At 56.9% G+C, this 22,010-nt stretch carries 16 protein-coding genes and 2 tRNA genes; 15 read left to right on the top strand and 3 right to left on the bottom strand.

Features of this window, described 5'->3' with window-relative positions:
- Positions 1-56: 56 nt before the first annotated feature.
- Positions 57-500 (bottom strand): hypothetical protein, encoded by a 444-nt coding sequence (locus tag NQF86_RS04010; RefSeq protein ID WP_266116297.1) that lies wholly within the window; start codon positions 498-500, stop codon positions 57-59.
- A 64-nt stretch (positions 501-564) separates the two neighbouring features.
- Between NQF86_RS04010 and NQF86_RS04005 the strand changes: the two genes are divergently transcribed.
- The 15 genes from NQF86_RS04005 to dnaE all read left to right on the top strand — a co-directional run bounded on the left by NQF86_RS04005 (position 565) and on the right by dnaE (position 19,176).
- A complete protein-coding gene (locus NQF86_RS04005; protein WP_266116296.1) occupies positions 565-2,010 on the top strand; it encodes an NAD(P)H-hydrate dehydratase in 1,446 nt (481 codons plus the stop codon).
- A 153-nt stretch (positions 2,011-2,163) separates the two neighbouring features.
- Positions 2,164-2,248, top strand: a tRNA-Leu gene (locus tag NQF86_RS04000).
- 66 nt (positions 2,249-2,314) lie between these two features.
- Entirely contained in the window at positions 2,315-3,643 is a 1,329-nt protein-coding gene (tig, locus tag NQF86_RS03995) for a trigger factor (RefSeq protein WP_266116295.1), read from the top strand.
- A gap of 158 nt (positions 3,644-3,801) precedes the next feature.
- Entirely contained in the window at positions 3,802-4,443 is a 642-nt protein-coding gene (locus NQF86_RS03990; protein ID WP_266116294.1) for an ATP-dependent Clp protease proteolytic subunit, read from the top strand.
- A 70-nt stretch (positions 4,444-4,513) separates the two neighbouring features.
- Positions 4,514-5,776: an ATP-dependent Clp protease ATP-binding subunit ClpX gene (gene clpX / locus NQF86_RS03985; RefSeq protein WP_266116293.1), complete on the top strand. Its 1,263-nt coding sequence runs from the start codon at positions 4,514-4,516 to the stop codon at positions 5,774-5,776.
- A 167-nt stretch (positions 5,777-5,943) separates the two neighbouring features.
- Positions 5,944-8,562, top strand: a complete 2,619-nt coding sequence (gene lon / locus NQF86_RS03980; RefSeq protein ID WP_266116292.1) for an endopeptidase La — start codon at positions 5,944-5,946, stop codon at positions 8,560-8,562.
- 127 nt (positions 8,563-8,689) lie between these two features.
- A complete protein-coding gene (locus NQF86_RS03975) occupies positions 8,690-8,977 on the top strand; it encodes an HU family DNA-binding protein (RefSeq protein WP_043559910.1) in 288 nt (95 codons plus the stop codon).
- Between the two features lie 92 nt (positions 8,978-9,069).
- Positions 9,070-9,144, top strand: a tRNA-Val gene (locus NQF86_RS03970).
- A gap of 20 nt (positions 9,145-9,164) precedes the next feature.
- The gene (locus tag NQF86_RS03965; RefSeq protein WP_266116291.1) at positions 9,165-9,908 is read left to right on the top strand and encodes a biotin--[acetyl-CoA-carboxylase] ligase; all 744 of its coding nucleotides are present in this window, start codon (positions 9,165-9,167) and stop codon (positions 9,906-9,908) included.
- Positions 9,909-9,918: 10 nt separating this feature from the next.
- Entirely contained in the window at positions 9,919-10,752 is an 834-nt protein-coding gene (locus NQF86_RS03960) for a type III pantothenate kinase (RefSeq protein ID WP_266116463.1), read from the top strand.
- A gap of 18 nt (positions 10,753-10,770) precedes the next feature.
- A complete protein-coding gene (locus NQF86_RS03955) occupies positions 10,771-12,429 on the top strand; it encodes a ribonuclease J (protein WP_266116290.1) in 1,659 nt (552 codons plus the stop codon).
- Between the two features lie 12 nt (positions 12,430-12,441).
- On the top strand, positions 12,442-13,758 hold the full coding sequence (proS, locus tag NQF86_RS03950; RefSeq protein WP_266116289.1) for a proline--tRNA ligase: 1,317 nt from the start codon (positions 12,442-12,444) through the stop codon (positions 13,756-13,758).
- Between the two features lie 2 nt (positions 13,759-13,760).
- Positions 13,761-15,008: a lipoprotein-releasing ABC transporter permease subunit gene (locus NQF86_RS03945; protein WP_266116288.1), complete on the top strand. Its 1,248-nt coding sequence runs from the start codon at positions 13,761-13,763 to the stop codon at positions 15,006-15,008.
- A complete protein-coding gene (locus NQF86_RS03940; RefSeq protein ID WP_266116287.1) occupies positions 15,001-15,699 on the top strand; it encodes an ABC transporter ATP-binding protein in 699 nt (232 codons plus the stop codon). The genes NQF86_RS03945 and NQF86_RS03940 overlap by 8 nt, the downstream gene beginning before the upstream one ends.
- 48 nt (positions 15,700-15,747) lie before the next feature.
- The gene (gene dnaE / locus NQF86_RS03935) at positions 15,748-19,176 is read left to right on the top strand and encodes a DNA polymerase III subunit alpha (protein ID WP_266116286.1); all 3,429 of its coding nucleotides are present in this window, start codon (positions 15,748-15,750) and stop codon (positions 19,174-19,176) included.
- 55 nt (positions 19,177-19,231) lie between these two features.
- Here the strand turns inward: dnaE and NQF86_RS03930 are convergent, their stop codons facing one another.
- Positions 19,232-20,128, bottom strand: coding sequence for a hypothetical protein (locus NQF86_RS03930; protein ID WP_266116285.1), 897 nt, complete (start codon positions 20,126-20,128; stop codon positions 19,232-19,234).
- 55 nt (positions 20,129-20,183) lie between these two features.
- On the bottom strand, positions 20,184-22,007 hold the full coding sequence (locus NQF86_RS03925; RefSeq protein ID WP_266116284.1) for a cobaltochelatase CobT-related protein: 1,824 nt from the start codon (positions 22,005-22,007) through the stop codon (positions 20,184-20,186).
- Between the last annotated feature and the right edge of the window lie 3 nt (positions 22,008-22,010).

Raw genomic sequence — 22,010 nt, 5'->3', positions numbered from 1 at the left:
TTAAATGCCTTTTTTGGCAAGATAGACAGCTTTTCAGTTGATGAAGGTGGAGGAGGTCAGGCCCCGCCACCCAGAGCCCCTGCGATGATCGCAATGATGCCAATAATGGCCATGAGGGCCGCCCGCCGGTGCAGGCTCGTGAAAAGCTGGGGCTGTGGGCGGATGGCACGGCGTGCGGCCTTCAGCGGACCAAACAGCATGCTCAGGAAGATCCCGATCATGACAACGCCGCAGAGCGCCATGAGATGGAACGGCCATGGCAGGTAGGCCCCTGCGTGGATGATGAGGGCAATCCCGGTCAGGACGGCCAGAGGAACCACATGGCAGAGCGCCTTGAGGAAACGGCCATATGTCTGGAGTAGTACAGTGCTGGCCTGTTGGGCTTCCAGCAGACGGGTGGTGCGGCGGGACTGGAGACAGAAGATGGCCCCGCCAACCCAATAGGTGATGCAGAGAAGGTGCAGGGCGAGGATGAGACCCCATGTAAGGGAGCTGGTCATAGTCAATCCATGATGTGTAACTGAATGAATGATCGGTCATGTCTTATAAAGGGAAGATTCCGTTATGTCCTGTTTTCAGTGCGGGAAAGCATTGGCTTCGGCTCTTTTGAGCCCGGAAGACACGCAGCGTATGGATCGTGAAATGGCCTCGATTCTTCCTATGGTCATGGAGCGGGCGGGTATGATGGTGGCCCGGCTAATCCGCCAGCACAGGCGTCCTTGTCGTGTTTTGGTGGCATGTGGTCCGGGGAATAATGGTGGGGATGGGTATGTGGCTGCCCGCTATCTGTCAGAATGGGGGTGGCCTGTCAGCGTGGCTTCTTTTCAGTTGCCACGGGAGGGTAGTCTGGCGGATCAGATGGCACGGCGCTGGAAGGGGGCTATGGTGCCTTTTGTGCCAGAAGAAGCTCAGCAGGCTGACCTTGTGATTGATGCCGTTTTTGGTGCGGGCATGAATCGGGACTTACCAGAAGCTGTTGAACGGTTTTTTGCAGCGGCAGGGCAAATTGTTGCCATTGACGTTCCGTCTGGCCTCGATGGAGCTACTGGCGCAGTCAGGGGGCAGGTGACACCGTGCTGGATGAGCATTGCCTTGATCCGTAAAAGGCCGGGGCACCTTCTGTCACCGGGTCGTGAGATTTGTGGTGAGGTCGTCTGTGCAGATCTGGCTATTCCGGAAGCCATTATGGCGGAGATGGATGTGCGCGTTTGGGAGAACGGTCCATCTTTGTGGAGCATTCCTGTTCAGGCAGCGGATGATCACAAATATAAGCGGGGTGTGGTCAGTATTTGCGGTGGTGCAGAGATGCACGGTGCAGCGCTGTTTGCGTTTGAGGCTGCTCGCCATGTCGGGGCGGGGTTGGTGCGGCTGACAGTCCCATCCGATGCGGCGCTCTTATATCGACTCGCATCACCGGCGGCGATTGTTGATACGCAGCCGCTGGAGCAGGCCCTGAAGGATGAACGGCGCCATGTATGGGTGTGCGGTCCCGGCCTTGGGATGGAAGAAGCCGAACAGACATTGCCCTTATTGCTGAAGGCTGGGCGTCAGGTTGTGGCGGATGCAGGTGCGCTGTCATGGGCAGCCGGCAAGACTGAAGCTTTAAAAGGTGTTTCTGTCATTACGCCGCATATGGGTGAGTTCTCACGCCTTTTTGGTGATCTTACAGGCAGTCGGCTGGATGCGGCACGGCGGGCGGCGGCTGAGCTTGATACGGTGGTGATTCTAAAGGGAGCGGACACGCTGATCGCTGCACCGGATGGGCGTGTGGCTGTGAATGTTCATGCAACGCCGGCTTTGGCGGTGGCTGGTGCAGGGGATGTGCTGAGCGGTCTTGTCGCTGCGTTTCTTGCGGCAGGTATGCCAGCATGGGAGGCGGCAGCGGCGGCTGTTTGGGTTCATGGCGAAGCCGGACAGAGGGCAGCGGAAAAGAAGGCAGGCTGGATCGTGCCAGAAGATCTTTTTTATGAGCTAGGCCGGGCCCGACAGGCGGCATCCTGTCCGGCATGAGAGGGATAAGTGTGCATTTCTCTCAAAAATGAAGGAAATGCAGGGAGAGGGGCCTTGCCGCAGCGGGTTTCATGCGCTAAATCCGCAGACGATGAAGGGTCTGGCCTTGAGCGTATAGGTCCAGATACTGGAGAGCAGGCCGGCTGGTATTATGCGGGCGTGGTGAAATTGGTAGACACGCCAGATTTAGGTTCTGGTGGCGCAAGCTGTGGGGGTTCAAGTCCCTCCGCCCGCACCACGGCACTCTCCACCTGATGCACCATGTTGGTGATCCCCTGATTTATAGAGAAGGAATAGCGGATTCATGCAGGTTACGCCCACACTCAACGAAGGTCTGAAACGGTCCTTCACCGTAGTTATCCCCGCTGCTGACCTGCAGGGCCGTTGTGATGCCCGTCTGGCCGAACTGGGGCGTGATGTGAAGCTTCCTGGCTTCCGTCCTGGCAAGGTTCCTGCCGCTGTCGTCAAGCAGCGTTTTGGTGAATCCGTTCAGGCTGAAGTGACGGAAAAGCTGGTGCAGGAGAGCGTCCGGAACCTGCTGGAGGAGCGTGATATTCGCCCCGCCATGCAGCCCAAGGTTGACCTCGTTTCTGCTGGCACTGAAGGCAAGGACCTTGAGTTCACGCTGGAAATGGAAATCCTGCCTGAGATTCCGACTCCCGACATGTCCGGCACGAAGCTGACACGCTACAGCGCCAAGGTGGCCGATGAGGTCATCGAGAAGGCTCTGAACGAAGTGGCGCAGCGTAACCGTAAGTTCGAGACCGTTGAAGAAGATCGTCCAGCTGTTAAGGGTGACGTGCTGAATGTCAACTTCGTTGGCAAGAAAGACGGCACACCGTTTGATGGCGGTACGGCCGAGGATGTCAATGTCGAGATCGGTGGGGAAGGGTTCATCCCGGGCTTCGCTGAGCAGATGGAAGGCATGAAGCCGGGCGAAGAACGCACTATCACCGTGACATTCCCTGAGAATTATCAGGCCAAAGAACTGGCGGGTCAGGAAGCTACCTTCGAGATCAAGGCAAATGCCCTGAAGAAGGCTGTGAATCCGGCCATTGATGACGAATTCGCCAAGTCCCTCGGGCTGGAGAGCGTTGAGCAGATGCGCAAGCTCATCACCGAGCAGGCTGAGGGTGAGTATAAGCAGCTCTCCCGTATGCGCATCAAGCGTGACCTGCTGGATGCTCTGGCTGAGAAGGTGGATTTTGAAGCTCCGGCCAGCATGGTTGATGCTGAGTTTGGCCAGATCTGGAGCCGCATCGAGGAAGAACGCAAGAATGGCAGCCTCGATGAGAAAGATGCCGCCAAGGACGAAGAAACACTGCGTGCTGACTACCGCAACATTGCAGAACGCCGTGTGAAGCTTGGTCTGTTGCTGGCTGAAATTGGTCGCAAGCAGGAGATCCAGATTTCTCAGGAAGAACTGCTGGCTGCCATGCAGCAGGAAGCACGCCGTTATCCGGGTCAGGAACAGATGGTGTTCGAGTTCTTCACGAAGAATCCTCAGGCTATCGAAAGCCTGCGTGGCCCGATTCTGGAGAACAAGGTCGTTGATTATCTGATCGAGCTGGCCGAGGTAACAGAGAAGGAAGTGACAGCAGAAGAACTGGCAGCCATGCCGGACGCTGACTGATTGTCATGCTGACTGGAAAAGGGGCAGCAGCCGCTGCCCCTTTTTTTTGCTCTTGGCAGGGAGAGGCCACTGGCTTAAGCCCATTCTACTCTCATCTGTGCAAAGACAGGGGCAGGTGTGCTGTGCTAGGCTAAGGGGAGCTGTAAAGGAAAATACCTATGGGCATTGAAGATCGTAATCCTCTGGATGTGTTCAATAACACGCTTGTTCCAATGGTGGTTGAGCAGACCTCACGGGGTGAACGCTCTTTCGACATCTATTCCCGGCTTCTGCAGGAGCGCATCATCTTTCTGACAGGCCCTGTCTACGATCAGGTGTCTTCATTGATCTGCGCCCAGCTGCTTTATCTGGAGAGCGTCAGCCCAACCAAGGAAATTTCCTTCTACATCAATAGTCCCGGCGGTGTGGTTTCGGCTGGTCTGGCGATGTACGATACCATGCAGTATATCCGCTCACCCGTCAGCACGGTCTGTATTGGTCAGGCAGCATCTATGGGGTCGCTGCTTCTGGCGGCTGGTGAAGCTGGTCGGCGCTTCTGTCTGCCAAATGCCCGTGTGATGGTGCATCAGCCTTCCGGTGGGGCGCAGGGTCAGGCTTCGGATATTGAGATTCAGGCTCGTGAGATCCTTCAGATACGCCGCCGCCTGAATGAGATTTATCGTGAACATACAGGTCGTGCTCTGGAGGAGATTGAAGAAGCTCTGGAGCGTGACCGTTACCTTTCCGCCACGGAAGCCAAAGAATTCGGGCTGGTGGATGAGGTGGTGGTACGACATCCCACAGAGACGAAAGGGGCCTGATCTGATTGTTCTGGCAGGGCATTCAGAGGTCTGAACATACCCGTTTCCCATACGGGTTTGAGGAGCTGTAATGAGCGGAAAAGATAGCGACTCCAAGAATACGCTTTATTGTTCATTCTGTGGTAAATCCCAGCATGAGGTGAAGAAACTCATCGCCGGTCCGACCGTATTCATCTGTAATGAATGTGTTGAGCTGTGCACGGACATTATCCGGGAGGAGCGTGGCACAGGCCCTGTAACCAGCGGTGAGGGAGTGCCAACTCCCCGTGAGATCTGCCAGATTCTCAATGATTATGTCATTGGCCAGAGTGACGCCAAGAAGGTGCTTTCTGTCGCTGTGCATAATCATTACAAGCGCCTTGAGCAGGCTGAGAAAGCCGGCGATGTTGAGATCGGCAAGGCCAATATTATGCTGATTGGCCCGACAGGTACGGGTAAGACTCTGCTGGCCCAGACACTGGCCCGTATTCTGGATGTGCCCTTCACTATGGCTGATGCCACGACCCTGACGGAAGCAGGCTATGTGGGGGAGGATGTCGAGAACATCATTCTCAAGCTTCTTCAGGCCTGTGATTACAATGTGGAACGGGCTCAGCGGGGCATTGTCTATATTGATGAGATCGACAAGATTTCACGCAAGGCTGAGAATCCTTCTATCACCCGTGACGTATCCGGTGAGGGGGTGCAGCAGGCTCTGTTGAAACTGATGGAAGGCACCGTGGCTTCCGTGCCGCCGCAGGGTGGCCGCAAGCATCCTCAGCAGGAGTTTGTGCAGGTCGACACGACCAACATGCTTTTCATCTGTGGCGGGGCTTTTGCTGGGCTGGATAAGGTCATCAGTGCTCGTGGCAAAGGGAGCGGGATCGGCTTTGGTGCTGATGTACGCTCTGAGGATGATCGGAAGTTGGGGGATATTCTGCGGGATATCGAGCCGGAAGACCTCATGAAATATGGTCTCATTCCTGAGTTCATTGGTCGTCTTCCCGTCATTGCCACGCTGAATGACCTTGATGAGGCCGCTCTGGTGCAGATTCTGACAGAGCCGAAGAACGCTCTGGTCAAACAGTATCAGCGCCTTTTCCAGATGGAAGGGGTTGAGCTGGAGTTTGAGGAAGATGCCATTAAGGGGATCGCCGCCCGTGCGATTGAGCGGCAGACGGGGGCTCGTGGCCTGCGTTCCATTATGGAGAAAATCCTGATGGAAACGATGTTTGACCTGCCGGGTAGAAAGAACGTCAAAAAGGTTGTTGTTAATCGTGACGTGGCCGAGGGTAAGGCGGAGCCCGTTTATGTCCACGATCAGCCGGCCAGTGAAGAAAACGTGGCTGACTGACGGGAAGATGCTGGCAGATTTCTCCTTTCTGCCGGCACTTCATGGCGGCAGGGTATTGTCCCCCATACCCTGATACCCCACATAGAGATCAAGAATGAAAGAGCCTTTGCCGTGCCTTTCATGTAGGGCGGTAAGGGTTTGATCGTCCGTTATGGAGATCCTGAAGCATGAGTGACGAAAAAAAACCAAAGACAGTCCGGCGTAAGACGACTGAAAGCAAAAAGACGGGTAACAAGACTACAACAACCCGGACCCGGCGTGCATCCTCCACTAGTGCCGCCGCAGGTAAGGTGAAGGAATCTAAGAAGACGGTTACCCCTCGCAAGAAGGCTGTCACTGCCAAGGCCAAGGTTGAGACCCTCAAGATAGAGAGCGAGACCAGCACGGTTCGTGCTGCAAAGCCTGTTCTGCCCGTGCTGCCGTTGCGGAATATTGTTGTTTTTCCGCATATGATTGTGCCGCTCTTTGTCGGGCGTGAAAAATCCATCCATGCGCTGGACCAGATGCCTGATGATGGGCGTGAGATTATCCTCGTCTCCCAGAAGGATGTGGGCAAGGACGAGCCGACTGTTGATGATGTGTTTCGTGTCGGGACCGTTGCCAGCGTGCTTCAGCTCCTGAAGCTGCCTGATGGAACGGTGAAGGTTCTTGTGGAAGGGCTGCGCCGTGTCCGTCTGGTCGGTCTGAAGGAACAGGATGGCTATTTCCAGAGTTCAGTTGAGGACCTGCCTGACGAGCTGAGTGGGCGGGATGGCGAGCGTGAGGCTCTGGCCCGTTCGGCCATGAAACGCTTTGAGGATTATGCCCGCCTGAACAAGAAGGTGGCCCCAGAGGTTCTGGCGTCTGTCAGTCAGCTGGAAGACCCGTCCCGTCTGGCAGACACGATCGCCAGCCATCTCAACCTACGCATTCCGGAGAGACAGGAGCTTCTGGAAACTCTTTCTGTTGAAGAAAGGCTGGAGCGTATCTTTGCAGGGATGGAAGCGGAAATTGACGTTCTTCAGGTGGAGAAGCGCATCCGCAGTCGTGTGAAGAAGCAGATGGAGAAGACCCAGCGGGAATATTATCTGAATGAGCAGATGAAGGCCATTCAGAAGGAACTGGGTGAGGGCGAGGATGGGCGTGACGAGCTGGGTGAGATCGAGGACAAGATCGAATCTCAGGGGCTCAGTCAGGAAGCCAAGGAAAAGGCCCGTGGCGAGCTGAAAAAGCTGCGCAACATGAGCCCCATGTCCGCTGAAGGTACGGTCGTTCGCAGCTATCTGGACTGGCTGGTCGGTCTGCCGTGGAAGAAGCAGTCCAAGCTGATCAAGTCGCTCCAGAAGGCAGAAGATGTTCTGGAAGCCGATCATTACGGGCTGGAGAAGATCAAGGAGCGTATCCTTGAATATCTGGCCGTTCAGAGCCGTGCGAAGAAGCTGAAGGGTCCGATTCTCTGTCTGGTTGGTCCTCCGGGTGTTGGTAAGACCTCTCTGGCCCGCTCCATTGCCAGAGCAACAGGCCGGAAATATGTCCGTGTATCCTTGGGCGGCATGAAGGATGAGTCCGAAATCCGTGGTCATCGGCGGACTTATATCGGGGCCATGCCGGGCAAGATCATTCAGGGCGTCAAGAAGGCTGGTGTCAGTAACCCGCTGTTCCTGCTGGATGAAGTGGATAAGCTCGGTTCCGACTGGCGTGGTGATCCGTCTTCTGCTCTGCTGGAGGTGCTGGACCCGGAACAGAACAATACGTTCGGGGATCACTACCTTGAGGTAGAATATGATCTGTCCAATATCATGTTCATCGCCACGGCAAACTCGCTCGACATGCCTCAGCCGCTGCTGGACCGTATGGAGATCATCCGCCTGTCCGGTTACACGGAAGATGAGAAGCTGGAGATTGCCAAGCGGCACCTTCTGGAGAAGCAGGCGAAGGAACATGCCCTGAAGCCCGGTGAATGGCATGTAACAGATGAGGCGCTGCTGGCTCTGATCCGTTCCTACACACGGGAAGCTGGTGTGCGTAATCTGGAACGGATGATTGCTCGTCTGGCCCGTAAGGCCGTGCGTGAGATCATGTCTGGCAAGGTCAAGAAAGTTGAAGTCACGCCGGATACGCTGGAGACTTACGCTGGCGTGCCCCGTTATCGCCATAGCGAGGCCGATCAGGAAGATCAGGTCGGTATCGTGACAGGTCTGGCATGGACACAGGTTGGTGGTGAGATTCTAACCATCGAGAGCCTGACCATGCCCGGTAAGGGCACGATCCGTCACACGGGTAAGCTTGGTGACGTGATGAAAGAGAGTGTCTCTGCGGCGTTCTCTTACGTGAAGTCCCGTGCGGAAGATTTCGGTATTGATCCGGCCGTGCTGGAGAAAACGGATATTCATGTGCATCTGCCGGAAGGAGCGGTCCCTAAGGATGGGCCTTCTGCCGGTTCTGCCCTGACAACATCGATGGTCAGTGTGCTGACACGCATTCCCGTGCGGCATGACGTGGCCATGACGGGGGAAGTAACTCTGCGTGGTCGTGTGCTGGAAATTGGTGGGCTGAAGGAGAAGCTTCTGGCGGCCCTTCGTGCTGGCATCAAGACGGTGATGATCCCGGAGATGAATGTTAAAGACCTCGCCGAGATCCCGGAGAATGTGAAGCAGGGGCTGGAAATCATCCCCGTGCAGCACATGGATGAGGTGTTGAATATTGCCTTGACATCATCTCCCAAAGCCTTGCCTGCAAGCCATGTGGCAGGAACAAAAAGCAAGAAGGCAAACGGGGAAGGAATTTCTCGCTCAATTCGGCACTAAGTGAGGGTATCTTGCCCTCCACCTGTTGACGCGGGCGAAAACCGCTTCATAGTGCAGATGTAAATTGCAATATGTGATTCTGGCCCCTTTCCGGGGCCGTCTCACCCAACCATTGGAAAGGCTTACCATGGAGAAACCTCTGAACAAGCAGGAACTTATTGCTTCTGTTGCCGAGGCCGCTGATCTTCCCAAGGCAAAGGCTGGTGATGTCGTGGATGCCGTGTTCGGTACGATCGAGAAGACACTGGCCAAAGGGCAGGAAGTTCGTCTGGTAGGCTTCGGCAGCTTCGTGACAGCCACTCGCAAGGCTGCCAAGGGTCGCAACCCGCGCACTGGGGAAGAAATCGACATTCCGGCTTCCACATCCGTGCGTTTCAAGCCGGGCAAGGGCCTGAAGGACGCTGTCAGCAAGTAAGATTGCTGATACCGGGCGGGGAAGATAATTTTTTGAAAAAAAATGAAAATTCCCCGTTGCGCTCCGAGATGCTTTTGCATATAAGTCGGGGCGGGCAATTAGCTCAGCGGTAGAGCGTCTCGTTTACACCGAGAGGGTCGGCGGTTCGATCCCGTCATTGCCCACCACCCCACATTCAAGTTTTTTTATGAACTGGCGTTTCGAACATTATGAAACGCTGGCATCCACTTCCGATCTCTGTCGGGAACGGGCTGAAGCCGGCGAACAAGACAGGCTGGCTATACTGGCAGAGCGACAGAGTGCCGCACGGGGCAGCCGTGGGCGAAGCTGGGATAGTGGTGAAGGAAACCTCGCTTTTTCCTTCCTGTTTCATTTTTCCGACAATCAGGATTTTCGGGCGGTTTTGCCCTATCTGGTCAGTCTGGCCTTTTATGATGGGCTGGTTTCTGCGTCTGGTTCCGACACATTGTCTGACCAGCTACGGCTGAAATGGCCTAATGATCTTCTGCTTTCCGGGCGTAAGATGGCGGGCATTCTCATAGAAACCAGCTTTCTATCTGGTGCTGACCCTTCTGCGTGCTGGGCCGTCATCGGTATGGGGGCCAATTTGCGGCAGGCCCCGGCCATTGAAGGGCGACAGCTTGCCGCTCTGGCAGATTTCTGCCCTCCACCAGATGCTGTTTCCTGTGCTCGTGCCATCCTCCATTTTTTTGATGACTGGCGCGAACGCTGGCAGGGTGAGGGGAATAAAGCTGTTTGGGAAGGCTGGATGCAACGGGCTCACCCTCTGGGTACTCGACTGATCCTTCAAAGACATGGTAGGGAGACAGTAGGCCGCTTTGCCGGGCTGGATGCACAGGGGCATCTTCTGCTCACGCTGGACGGTGGTGCCGTGGTTTCAGTTGTGACGGGTGATGTGATCTGTGAGTAAAGGGGACGATGTGCTGCTCGTCATTGATGCTGGCAATACGAACGTGGTTTTTGCCGTTCATGATGGCAGATCATGGGTAGGACGCTGGCGCATTTCGACAGATGACCGTAGAACGGCAGATGAATATGCTGTCTGGCTCCTAAGCCTGATGGAGAGGACCGGGTTGAGCCCGGATTGTATAACGCAGGCAATCATCGGTACGGTGGTTCCGGCTGCATTGTATGATCTGCGGCGCTTATGCCGGTGTTGGCTGCATGTCGAGCCCCTGGTGGCCAACCATGAGCTGGACTGGCAGATGGATGTACTGGTGGATACGCCCGCCGAGCTGGGAGCGGATCGCCTTTTGAATGGCCTTGCGGCACGCCAGCTTTATGGTGGTGGCCCGCTTGTGGTCGTGGATTTTGGAACGGCGACAACCTTTGATGTTGTCGATGCTCAGGGCCGCTATTGCGGCGGAGCGATTGCACCGGGGGTTAATCTCTCGATGGATGCGCTGCATCAGGCAGCGGCACGGTTGCCTCGTGTCAGTGTTGGGCGGCCGGTGGAAGCAATAGGCCGCAGCACGAGTGTTGCGATGCGATCAGGCCTTTTCTGGGGTTATGTGGGTCTGGTCGAAGGAATTGTACACCGCATTGCCGGTGAGATGGATGAACGTCCCAGAGTTGTGGCGACCGGCGGTCTGGCCCCGCTCTTTTCTGAAGGGACAACGTTATTTGATGAAGTGGCGCCTGATCTGACGCTGGAAGGGCTGCGGATGCTGGCAGCGCAGAACCGGGATCGCTTCATTACCGATTTTTCTGGGCAACAGGCCCATAATGCCTCCGGGCACCCTGATAACGCTTGAACAGGATATGATGCGTTTATGACAGAACAGAAAAGTGATTTCGCCTACCTTCCTTTGGGAGGGACGGGCGAGATCGGCATGAATTTCAATCTTTACCGTCTGCGTGAGGACGGTAAGGAGCACTGGCTGGCGATTGACTGCGGCATTGGTTTCTCCGGTAATGATACACCGGAAGCTGATGTGCTCATGTCTGACCCGACCTTCATTGCGGAACGGAGGGACAGTCTGCACGGGCTGGTCATCACACATGCTCATGAGGACCATGTGGGGGCTGTGGCCCATCTGTGGCGTTATTTGCGTTGCCCGGTCTATGCCACGCCTTTCACGGCAGCGGTACTGCGCCGCAAGCTGGCTGAAGCCGGACTGCAGAATCAGGTCATCATTCACATCGTCATGCCGGGTTCCCGGTTTGAGGTGGGGCCGTTCGACCTTCAGTTCATTCCGGTGACACATTCCATTGTGGAAGGGCAGGCCATTGCTATCCGTACCCCGCATGGCATTGTCATTCACACTGGCGACTGGAAGCTGGACCCGACCCCGCTGGTTGGTCCTGTGACAGATGAAGATGCCTTCCGTGCACTGGGTGATGAGGGCGTGCTGGCCATGGTGGGCGACAGCACGAATGTCATGAAAGAAGGGCGCTCCCAGTCCGAGGCGGAAGTCCGTGTCGGCCTGACGGAAATGATTGCCAAACTGGAAGGGCGTGTCGCCGTTACCTGCTTTGCCAGTAACGTGGCCCGTGTGGAAAGCATCGCCAAGGCTGGTCTGGCCTCTGGTCGTGAGATCATGGTGGTGGGGCGTTCTCTCCGCAATCTTGAATCCGCTGCTCGTGAATGCGGCTATTTCGCCGATCTGCCACCGTTCCTGACGGAATATGACATCAAGGATGTTCCGGATGAGAACCTGCTGATGATTATCACCGGCAGTCAGGGTGAGGCCCGTTCCGCCCTGTCTCGGATTGCCTGTGATACCCACTCCACCATCTCATTGGGCGAGGGGGATACGGTCATCTACAGCTCCCGTGTTATTCCGGGGAATGAGCAGGCGGTTATGACCGTACAGGATAACCTGACCCGCCGCGGTGTGACCGTTCTGACGGATAAGGACGGCATGGTGCATACATCCGGCCATGCGACTGGTGGCGATATCCGTCATCTCTACAGTCTGGTCCGTCCCCGTTACAGCATTCCTACCCATGGGGAATGGCGTCATCTGACGGCTCACGGGGCACTGGCTCGTGAATGCGGTGCCGAGGCCGTGCTGCTGGAAGATGGTGATATTCTTAATCTGGGGCCGGGGCCTGTTGAAGTGGTCGATACGGCACCAACCGGCCTGCTGGCCCTGGATGGCGACCGTCTTCTGCCCATGACGGGCGGCGTACTGGCGGCCCGCCGCCGGATGCTGTTCAACGGTATGGTGCTGGCCAGCTTTGCCGTGGATGATGAGGGCTATGTCATCGGTGAGCCGCGCATCAGTGCGCCGGGTCTTCTGGAACGGGATGACCCTGAAAGTTCCCGCATCCGTGAAGAATTTGCCTATGCCATTGATGAGATACCTGATGAGTTCCGTCAGGACGATCAGGCATTCCGGGATGCAGCCCGTACGGCGCTGCGCCGGGCTTTGGGCCGGAAACTGCGGAAGCGTCCGCTGGTTGATGTTCACCTTCTGCGCGTCTGAGGAAACAGGAATATGCGGTTAAGTCAGGCGTTTCAGCCTACTCTGAAAGAAGTCCCCGCTGAGGCACAGATCGCCTCTCACAGGTTGATGCTGCGGGCAGGGCTCGTGCGTCAGTCTTCATCAGGTATCTATACATGGCTGCCTGCGGGGCTGCGTGTCCTGCGGAACATCGCCACTATCGTGCGGCAGGAGCAGGATAAAATTGGTGGGCAGGAAATCCTGATGCCAACCGTTCAGTCCGCCGAGCTGTGGCGGCGTTCCGGCCGTTACGATGCCTATGGTCCAGAGATGCTGCGCATCAAGGACAGACAGGATCGTGAGCTGCTTTACGGCCCGACCAATGAGGAAATGGTGACGGACCTGTTTGGTGGCACGGTGAAATCCTACCGTGAACTGCCGAAGATGCTCTATCATATCCAGTGGAAGTTCCGGGATGAAATCCGCCCCCGTTTTGGCGTGATGCGTGGCCGTGAGTTCTACATGAAGGACGGCTATAGCTTCGACCTCTCCTATGATGAGGCGGTAAGCAGCTATTACCGTATCATGCTGTCCTATCTGAAGATTTTCCGCCGTCTGGGCGTGCAGGCCGTGCCGATGGCCGCTGATACCGGGCCAATCGGTGGTGAGCTGAGCCATGAATTCCTCGTCCTCGCCCCGACTGGGGAAAGCGAGGTCTTCTATGATGCTGGCTGGGATGAGATTGACTGGGATAACATCGGCCTCGACCCGCAGGAGGAGGAAGACTTCCAGAAGCTGCGTGAGATCGTGAAGACGACCTATTCCGCCACGGATGAAAAGCACGATCTTTCCGCATGGGAGAGTGTGCCGGAAGATCGCCGCCGTGGGGGCCGTGGGATTGAAGTCGGCCACATCTTCTATTTCGGTACGAAATATACCGAATCCATGGGCGTGGAAGTGAGTGGTGCCGATGGTGCGCCTCTCCATCCGCATATGGGGTCTTATGGCATTGGCGTGTCCCGTCTGGTCGGGGCCATTATCGAAGCCTCTCATGACGAAGCCGGGATCATCTGGCCGGAGGAAGTGGCGCCTTATCGGGCGGCTCTGCTTAATCTTCGCCCCGGTGATGAGCTGTGTGACCAGCTCTGCGAGACCATCTACAGCCGTGACCCGGAAGGGCTGCTCTATGATGACCGTTCCGATCGTGCTGGCGTGAAGTTCAACGATGCCGACCTGATGGGTCATCCGTGGCAGATCATCGTTGGTCCCCGTGGGGCCAAGGCGGGCATGGTGGAGCTGAAGCATCGTGCTTCCGGTGAGCGGAGTGAGCTGCCTCTGGAGGAAGCTCTGGCGAAGCTGGGGCTTGGCTAATCATGTTCGGGCGATTTGAGCGGACAGTTGCCCTACGTTATCTGCGGGCCCGCAAGGGGGAGCGTTTTGCATCCGTCATTGCGCTTTTTTCCCTTGTGGGGATTGCTCTGGGGGTAGCAACGCTCATTATCGTCATGGCCGTGATGAACGGCTTCAAGGCCGATCTCATGGGTCGGATTCTTGGCCTGCATGGGGACCTCAACGTCTATGCCTACGGGCAGGTCATCCGGGAATATAAGGATGATGCAGCGCTGATCCGTAAGGTTCCCGGTGTGACGCAGGTCCTGCCCATGACGCAGGGCACGGTCCTTGCGGAAGCGGGCCGTTATTCCACGGGCGCCATGCTGGAAGGGTTGGCGCAGGATGATCTGCGGAACTGGAAAGCCCTTAGTGATGGAATCATGGAAGGAAGTCTGGATGACTTCCAGGGTGATTCCGCCGTGGCCGTGGGGATTACGCTGGCCGAACGGGCTGGCCTGCATGTCGGCTCACCACTGACCATCCTGTCCCCCAACGGGCAGGCCACACCATTCGGCACGATGCCACGAGTGCGGAAGCTGCATGTGGCCCTGATCTTTGATGCCAACTGGAACGACTATAACAGCAACATCATCCTGATGCCTCTGGCGGCCTCCCAGAAGTTCCTGATGCTGGGTGATGGTGTATCTCTTATGCAGGTCAGCACGTCTGACCCGCTGGATGTCCAGTCCGTCAGCCGCAGGATTGCGGAGGCCCTGAATGATCCCCGTCTTCAGGTGCTGGACTGGACGCAGAGCGCCAACGGTTTTCTGGATGCCGTGACGGTGGAGCAGAACGTGATGTTCCTCATTCTCACGCTCATCATTCTCGTGGCGGCTTTCAACGTGATTTCCTCACTCATCATGATGGTGAAGGACAAGACACGGGATATTGCCGTCTTGCGGACCTTCGGGGCCAGTCGGGGGAGCGTGATGCGTATCTTCCTCATGTGCGGGGCGTCTGTTGGTGTTGTGGGCACGGTCGTGGGAACAGGGCTGGGCATCTGCTTCGCCCTGAATATCGAACGCATCCGTCACGTTCTGGAATCCCTGACGGGGACAGACCTGTTCAATCCGGAAGTCTATTTTCTGGCCCGTCTGCCTGCCCGTCTGGTCTGGTCGCAGGTGGTGGAGGTAGCGGTGCTGTCGCTGGTCCTGTCCCTGCTGGCGACACTGTATCCCTCATGGCGTGCAGCAAAGACGGACCCGGTGGAGGCTCTGCGCCATGAGTGAGAAAGAGCAGAACACGGTCCTGTCACTTGAGGCATTGGGCCGGTCCTTCCATTCTGGGGATGAGGAGCTGCATATTCTGCGTGGGGCCGACTTCACCCTGAAAAGTGGTGAGCTGGTAGCGCTCGTTGCACCGAGTGGAACAGGTAAATCCACTCTGTTGCATCTCGCTGGCCTACTGGAGCGTCCTGATAAGGGCGAGGTCTTCATCAGGGGACAGGCGACTTCCAGAATGGGCGAGGCAGGTCGGACGGCTCTGCGGCGGGATGAAATCGGTTTCGTGTATCAGTTTCATCACTTGCTGCGGGAATTCACGGCAGTGGAGAATGTTGTGCTCCCCCAGCTGGCAGCGGGCGTGAAACCAGCTGAGGCCCGAAAGCGGGCGGAAGATCTGCTGGTCCGTTTTGGGCTCTCCCATCGGCTGGAGGCCCTGCCGGGCCGCATGTCTGGCGGGGAGCAGCAGCGGACGGCGATTGCCCGTGCATTGGCAAACCGTCCTAGTCTGCTTCTGGCCGATGAGCCAACGGGCAATCTGGATACGAAGACGGCTGATCTTGTGTTTGCCGAGCTTATGCGTGTCGTGCGGGAAGAAGGCGTGGCGGCGCTGATCGCTACCCATAACGAGGCTCTGGCCGCAGCGATGGATCGCACCGTAACATTGGACGAAGGGCGCATCGTTCCTTTTCAGGGGTGAGGGCGTTTTCTGTTCCGCAGTGGTGTGAGGGCATGGTAACTATGGGCCATGTCTTACGCCAGTTTTGTTCATCTCCGTAATCACTCTGCCTACTCTCTCAGTCAGGGAGCCATCCGTGTTTCCGAGCTTGTAGAGCTGGCCAAAAAGAACGCCATGCCTGCCGTAGCGCTGACGGATAGTGGCAATATGTTCGGTGGGCTGGAGTTCTCCCAGAGCTGCCGCAAGGCCGGTGTACAGCCTATCATCGGGTGTCAGCTGGCTCTGCCATCAGCTTCGGGCAGGCCCGGTGTTCCGGCGGAACCGCTGGTTGTTCTGGCCAGGACGGAAGAAGGGCTGGAGAATCTTCAGTATCTCTCCACGCAGGGCTTTCTGAATGGTGATTCGGCAGACCCATCCATGCCGCTGGATGTGCTCTGTAGCCGTGCCGAGGGACTGTTCCTGTTGACGGGCGGCAATAGAGGGCCAATCAATAGGCTGTTGCTTGGTGAACAGACTGCAGCTGCAAGGCAGATGCTTCAGCGTTTCAAGGAAGCATTCGGGGGTTATGTAGCGGTTGAGATCAACCGGCTGGACGAAGCCGGGGAGGAGATCACCGAGCCGCAGCTGATCGCTCTGGCCGATGAGCTGGACCTGCCGCTTGTGGCGACTAATGAATGTTTCTTTCCCAAGCCGGAGCTGCATGAAGCACATGATGCACTGCTCTGCATTGCCCAAGGGCGCACCATGGCGGAGGAAGATCGCTGGCGTGTCTCCCGTCAGGCATGGTTTAAGACGCCGGAGGAAATGCGGGCACTATTCCATGATCTGCCGGAAGCCTGCGACAATACGCTGGTGATTGCCCGGCATTGTGCCGTAGCGGTGAATACCCGCAAGCCACTTCTGCCGGTCTGTCCGAAAGTTCGTGAAGGCAGTACGGAAGAAGAAACCCTCCGGGCGATGGCACGGGAAGGACTGGAGAACCGTCTGGCCGTCATGAAGGATGGTGAGGAACGCCGGGCAGAATATGAGGAACGGCTTGAGACCGAGCTGAACATCATCGCTGATATGGGCTTCCCCGGTTACTTCCTCATCGTGGCGGACTTTATTCAGTGGGCCAAGGCGCATGACATTCCGGTAGGGCCGGGGCGTGGGTCCGGGGCAGGGTCACTGGTCGCCTATGCACTGACCATCACGGATATTGATCCCATTCCGTTTGGGCTGCTTTTCGAACGCTTCCTGAATCCTGAACGTGTATCCATGCCGGACTTTGATATCGATTTCTGTCAGGACCGGCGGGATGAGGTCATCCGCTATGTGCGGAATGAATATGGCCATGAACGTGTGGCGCAGATCATCACCTTCGGAAAGCTTCAGGCCAAGGCGGCGGTGCGGGATGTGGGGCGTGTGCTGGGCCTGCCTTACGGCATGGTCAATCGTGTTGCGGAGCTGATCCCGAACAACCCGGCCAAGCCGACACCACTGGCACAGGCCATTGAGGAAGAACCCCGCTTACAGGAGATGCGGGATACAGATGAGATGATCCGCCGTCTTCTGGAAATCGCCTTGCAGCTGGAAGGGCTGTATCGCCATGCCTCGACTCATGCAGCCGGTGTGGTGATTGGTGACCGTGACCTCGTGGAGCTTGTGCCGCTCTACCGCGATCCTCGAAGTGAAATGCTGGTTACCCAGTATAACATGAAGTTCGTGGAGCAGGCCGGGCTGGTCAAGTTCGACTTTCTGGGGCTGACGACCCTGACCATTCTCAAGCGGGGGGTCGATTTCCTGCGGGAGCTGGGGGTGGAGGTGGACCTCTCCCATATTCCTCTGGATGATAAGAAAACCTTCGAGATGATGGCCCGTGGTGACACGGCGGGCGTGTTCCAGTTCGAAGGGGCGGGCATGAGGGACATGCTCAAGCAGATGGCTGCCAGCCGTCTGGAAGACCTGATCGCCGGTGTGTCGCTTTATCGTCCCGGCCCGATGGAAAACATTCCGGAATATTGTCGCCGCAAACATGGGGCTCCGTGGGAGCCGCCCCATGAGGAAATCCGCCCGATTCTGGAAGAGACCTATGGCATCATGGTCTATCAGGAACAGGTGATGCAGATTGCCCAGAAAATGGCTGGTTACAGCCTTGGTGGTGCTGACCTGCTGCGGCGTGCCATGGGTAAGAAAATTGCCTCGGAGATGGAAAAGCAGCGGGCTATCTTCTGTGAAGGCGCCACGAAGCGGGGCATTACGGCGGAGAAGGCGGAAGAAGTCTTCGACCTCATGGCTAAATTCGCCAATTACGGGTTTAACAAATCCCATGCGGCGGCTTATGCGTTCGTTTCCTATCAGACAGCCTGGATGAAAGCGAATCACCCGGTGGCCTTCCTCGCAGGCTGCATGTCTCTGGCACGGGAAAAGACGGAAAAACTGGCAGCTCTCTGTCAGGAAGCCAGACGGATGGGGATTCCTGTTCTGCCAGTGGACATCAATAAATCGCAGGCTGATTTCTCTATTGAAAAAATGGAGGATGGGCAGCTTGGCATCCGTTACGCTCTGGCAGCCGTCAAGCGTGTTGGGTTTGTGGCGATGGAAGGGCTGGTGCGGGATCGGGGGACAAAGCCATTTTGTGACCTGACGGATTTTGCGGAGCGATGCGATTCCCGCAACATCAACAAGATACAGATGGAAAGTCTGGCCAAAGCCGGAGCCTTCGACAGTCTGGAGCCAGACCGTCATACGGTGTTTGCCAGTGCGGAGATCATCCTGCGCCGGGCACAGTCCCGTGCGCAGGAGAAAGAAGTGGGGCAGGTGGGGCTGTTCGGTGGTGGCGTGGATAGCAGCCTGCGGGAAGTTCTCCGGTTGAAGAAAGTCCGCCCATGGCCGGATTTCGAGCGGCTGTCTCACGAGGCCAGTGTGATCGGTTTTCATATGAGCGCTCACCCGCTGGATGCTTATAAGCATGTGCTGCGGCGCCTTGGTGTGACGCCGTCTCTCCAGTTGGAAAGTAAAGCCCATCAGGGGGTGATGCGTGTCTCCATTGCAGGTTGTGTGGTGGATAAGAAGGAACGCCCCACCCGGACGGGCAAGAAGATGGCGTGGGTGACGCTGACGGATGCCAGTGGTGGCTGTGAGGTTACGTTATTCTCCGAGACCTTGCAGGCCTGTCGAGACCTGCTGGTAGCAGGGCAGGCCGTGCTTGTGCAGGCTGAGCTGAAACTGGATGGTGATGCTCTGCGCATCACGGCGAACAGCGTGCAGGACCTTGAAGCGGCTGCGGCGCATGAAAAGAGTGAGTTGCGGGTCTGGATCGATCATGAAACCGCACTGGACCCACTCCATGACATGCTGGAGAGCGTGAAGGGAGGGCGTGGGCGCATTGTATTGCTGCCAACGCTTGAAGAAACGCAGGATATTGAAATCAGACTACCGGGTTTCTATCGCATTACGCCCCGTCTGGCAGAGCAGATGCACACGCTTGAAGGTATCCAGAAGCTGGAGCAGGCATGAAAAAAAGCCGCCTCAAAAAAGGGGCGGCTTTTTTTGTATGATCTGAGTGCAGGGCTCAGAAAGGGGCAGGCACTTTGATGCCATTGACCCGGATCGTGCCATTATTCACGATGATATGCCAGCCTGTACGGTGATTGGCTTCCCGCTCGCCCATGAGGCGGGCAATGAGGAGTGCGGCGGTAATTTTCGCCGGGGCAACCTTGCCGACCTGATCGATCATATCGCCGATTTTGCTTATGGCGAGATGCACATCTGCCTGAAGGTTTTTAGAGCCTTCACCAGCCGTTACCCGTCCCTCACCATCAACATCACTGCCATTGAGGATGGTGTGAAACCTGTTGATGGTCAGGTGATAGGGTGGTTTAGAGGTCGGAACGAATGTTACGTCACCCGAAAGGGTAGAAGGTAGCAGGATAGCACCAGCGGAATGCAGCCCTGTGGCATCAAAAACCACATGAATGGTTGGCGCTGTGCTGAGAACATTCACATGGGCTGAGTTCGCCGTGGAGACCCGGTCTGGTCTCGTCATGGTGATGCCCTTCCAGGTCAGCTCTGGCAGTGTGTTCTGAACTTCCTTTACTTCGGGCAAGGGCTGGGTGGAACAGGCTTCGGTCATGCCGCGATGATAGGCCGTCAGGGCCGCATAGGCCACGGCAGCGTTGAGGCGTGCCAGAGCCTCGTCATTCATTTTGCGTTTATGGTCAACCACCGTGCTGGAGGTGATGGTGATACGATGCTGCGTCCCTGTCAGCTCTGCCTGCATCCCCTTGATGAGCACACCCTGACCGGATTTGACGATTTGCCCCGGCGTGTAGGTAAAGCAGTCTGCTGAAAGATGGGGCAGGGTGCTGGCAGCGGCAGATGACAGACCGCCGGTGCTGGTCAGGGCCAGTAGGGAGAGGCCTCCCATCATGGTCAGAGTGCGTAGAAAACGGGCAGAAGAATGCAACATAATGTTCCGGAGAGTGGCGGAGACCAGAAGTTCTGGCAATGGGGGGAGGGGAAAATTATCCCCTCCGTCCTTTTCTGGTCGTTGATGGTGCAAACAGAGCTGTGAGCTGGGCAACCATGGTATCCCCAAGGTCTTCGGCAGAGCTGATGGTTACGCTATTGGCGTAATAACGTGTCACATCATGCCCGATGCCGATGGCCAGCAGCTCCCCGGACGGGTCATTTTCCAGCTGGTGAATGACACGGTGCAGGTGGAGGTCCAGATATTCCGGGCCATTGGCGGAGGAGGTGCTGTCATCCACTGGTGCCCCGTCAGAAATGACCATGAGGATACGGCGATGTTCCGGGCGGTGCTTCAGGCGTTTCCATGCCCAGAGCAGGGCTTCACCATCGATGTTTTCTTTCAGCAGTCCTTCCCGCAGCATGAGGCCGATATTGCGCCGGGCACGCCGCCACGGTGTGTCTGCCGATTTATAGATGATATGGCGGAGATCATTCAGGCGGCCCGGTTCTTTCGGGCGGCCCGCTTCGCTCCATTTCACCCGGCTCTGACCGCCTTTCCATGCCCGTGTGGTGAAGCCGAGAACTTCGACCTTAATGCCGCAGCGTTCCAGCGTGCGGGCAAGGATGTCGCCGCAGATGGCCGCCGTGGTGATGGGGCGGCCTCGCATGGAACCTGAATTGTCGATCAGCAGGGTGACGGTCGTATCACGGAAGTCGATCTTGCCTTCCTGCTTGTAGGAAAGAGGCAGAGACGGGTTGCTGATGATGCGTGGTAGACGGGCTGCATCAAGAATGCCGTCTTCCTGATCGAAATGCCAGCGGCGCTGCTGCTGCGCCAGAAGTCTGCGTTGCAGGCGATGCGCCAGACGGGAGACGAAACCTTGAGTCTGCTGGAGCTGTTCATCCAGCTTTTCACGCAGCAGGTCCAGCTCGGTCGGGTCGCAGAGATCGCTAGCGTGGACTTCCTCGTCAAATTCCTGCGTATAGGCCTGATAGCTGTCGAGCTTCTTTACAACACAGTCCCGTTCTTCCTCGGGTTGAGCGGAAGGACCGGCAGGCTGTTCGTAGCCATTTTCGCCTTCCGTCAGAATGGCTTCCATCTCATCGGAGGAAAGGCCTTCTGCGCTGGCGGATTCATCCGAATCATCGCTGATGGCGGCCTCGGCATCCTCTGTCGTGCCGTCTTCTTCTTCCTGCCCCTGAGGATCGGGAGCGGAGGATTCGCCGTCTGTCTTGTCTTCCTGACTCTGGCCACGGGATTTTGAAGGGTCCGGCTCATCCGTCTTTTCATCGGCCTCCTTCATGGTGAAGACTTTTACGAACTGCCGGGACGCCTCATTGAAAAGAGTCTGGTCATTCTGCACGTCAGCCAGTCGGGCCAGAGCATCACGAGCTTTTGGGCTGAGGGACTGGCGCCATTGGTCCAGCGCTGGGCCGGTCATGCTTTCCGGCAGTTTCCGGCCAGATAGGGCTTCTCGCGTCAGCAGCTCCAAGGCGAGCGGGACAGGCATGTCATCCCGCTCGATCATTTTGGCACTGTTGAGAGTGTGGAGCCTACGCCCCAGATAATCCTCCAGATTGGCCTGAACCCCTGCCATATGGCGGGCTCCATAGACCTCGCAGCGGGCCTGTTCCATACCATCGGTGATGGTCTGGGTCTGCGCATCGGGGATGGTGATGCGCTTCTCCGGGTCATGATGCCGTTGGTGGAGGGCCACGGCATCCGTGGCCCCTCGGATGTAGGTCTTGTCCTCAGGGGTAAGAGCCGCACGCTCAAGAGAGGCCAGAGCGGGCGTCATGGGGACATCCTGATGACCACTCAGGGCGCGCTGCGTGGCAAAGATTGCCTTGCGAAAGAGTTCGTGCGGATCAGACATGAG

The sequence above is a fragment of the Bombella pluederhausensis genome (assembly GCF_026385525.1).
GTDB lineage: Bacteria > Pseudomonadota > Alphaproteobacteria > Acetobacterales > Acetobacteraceae > Bombella > Bombella pluederhausensis.
The sequence above is the reverse complement of the archived record's forward strand: the minus strand, read 5'-3'. Positions and strand labels throughout refer to the sequence as shown.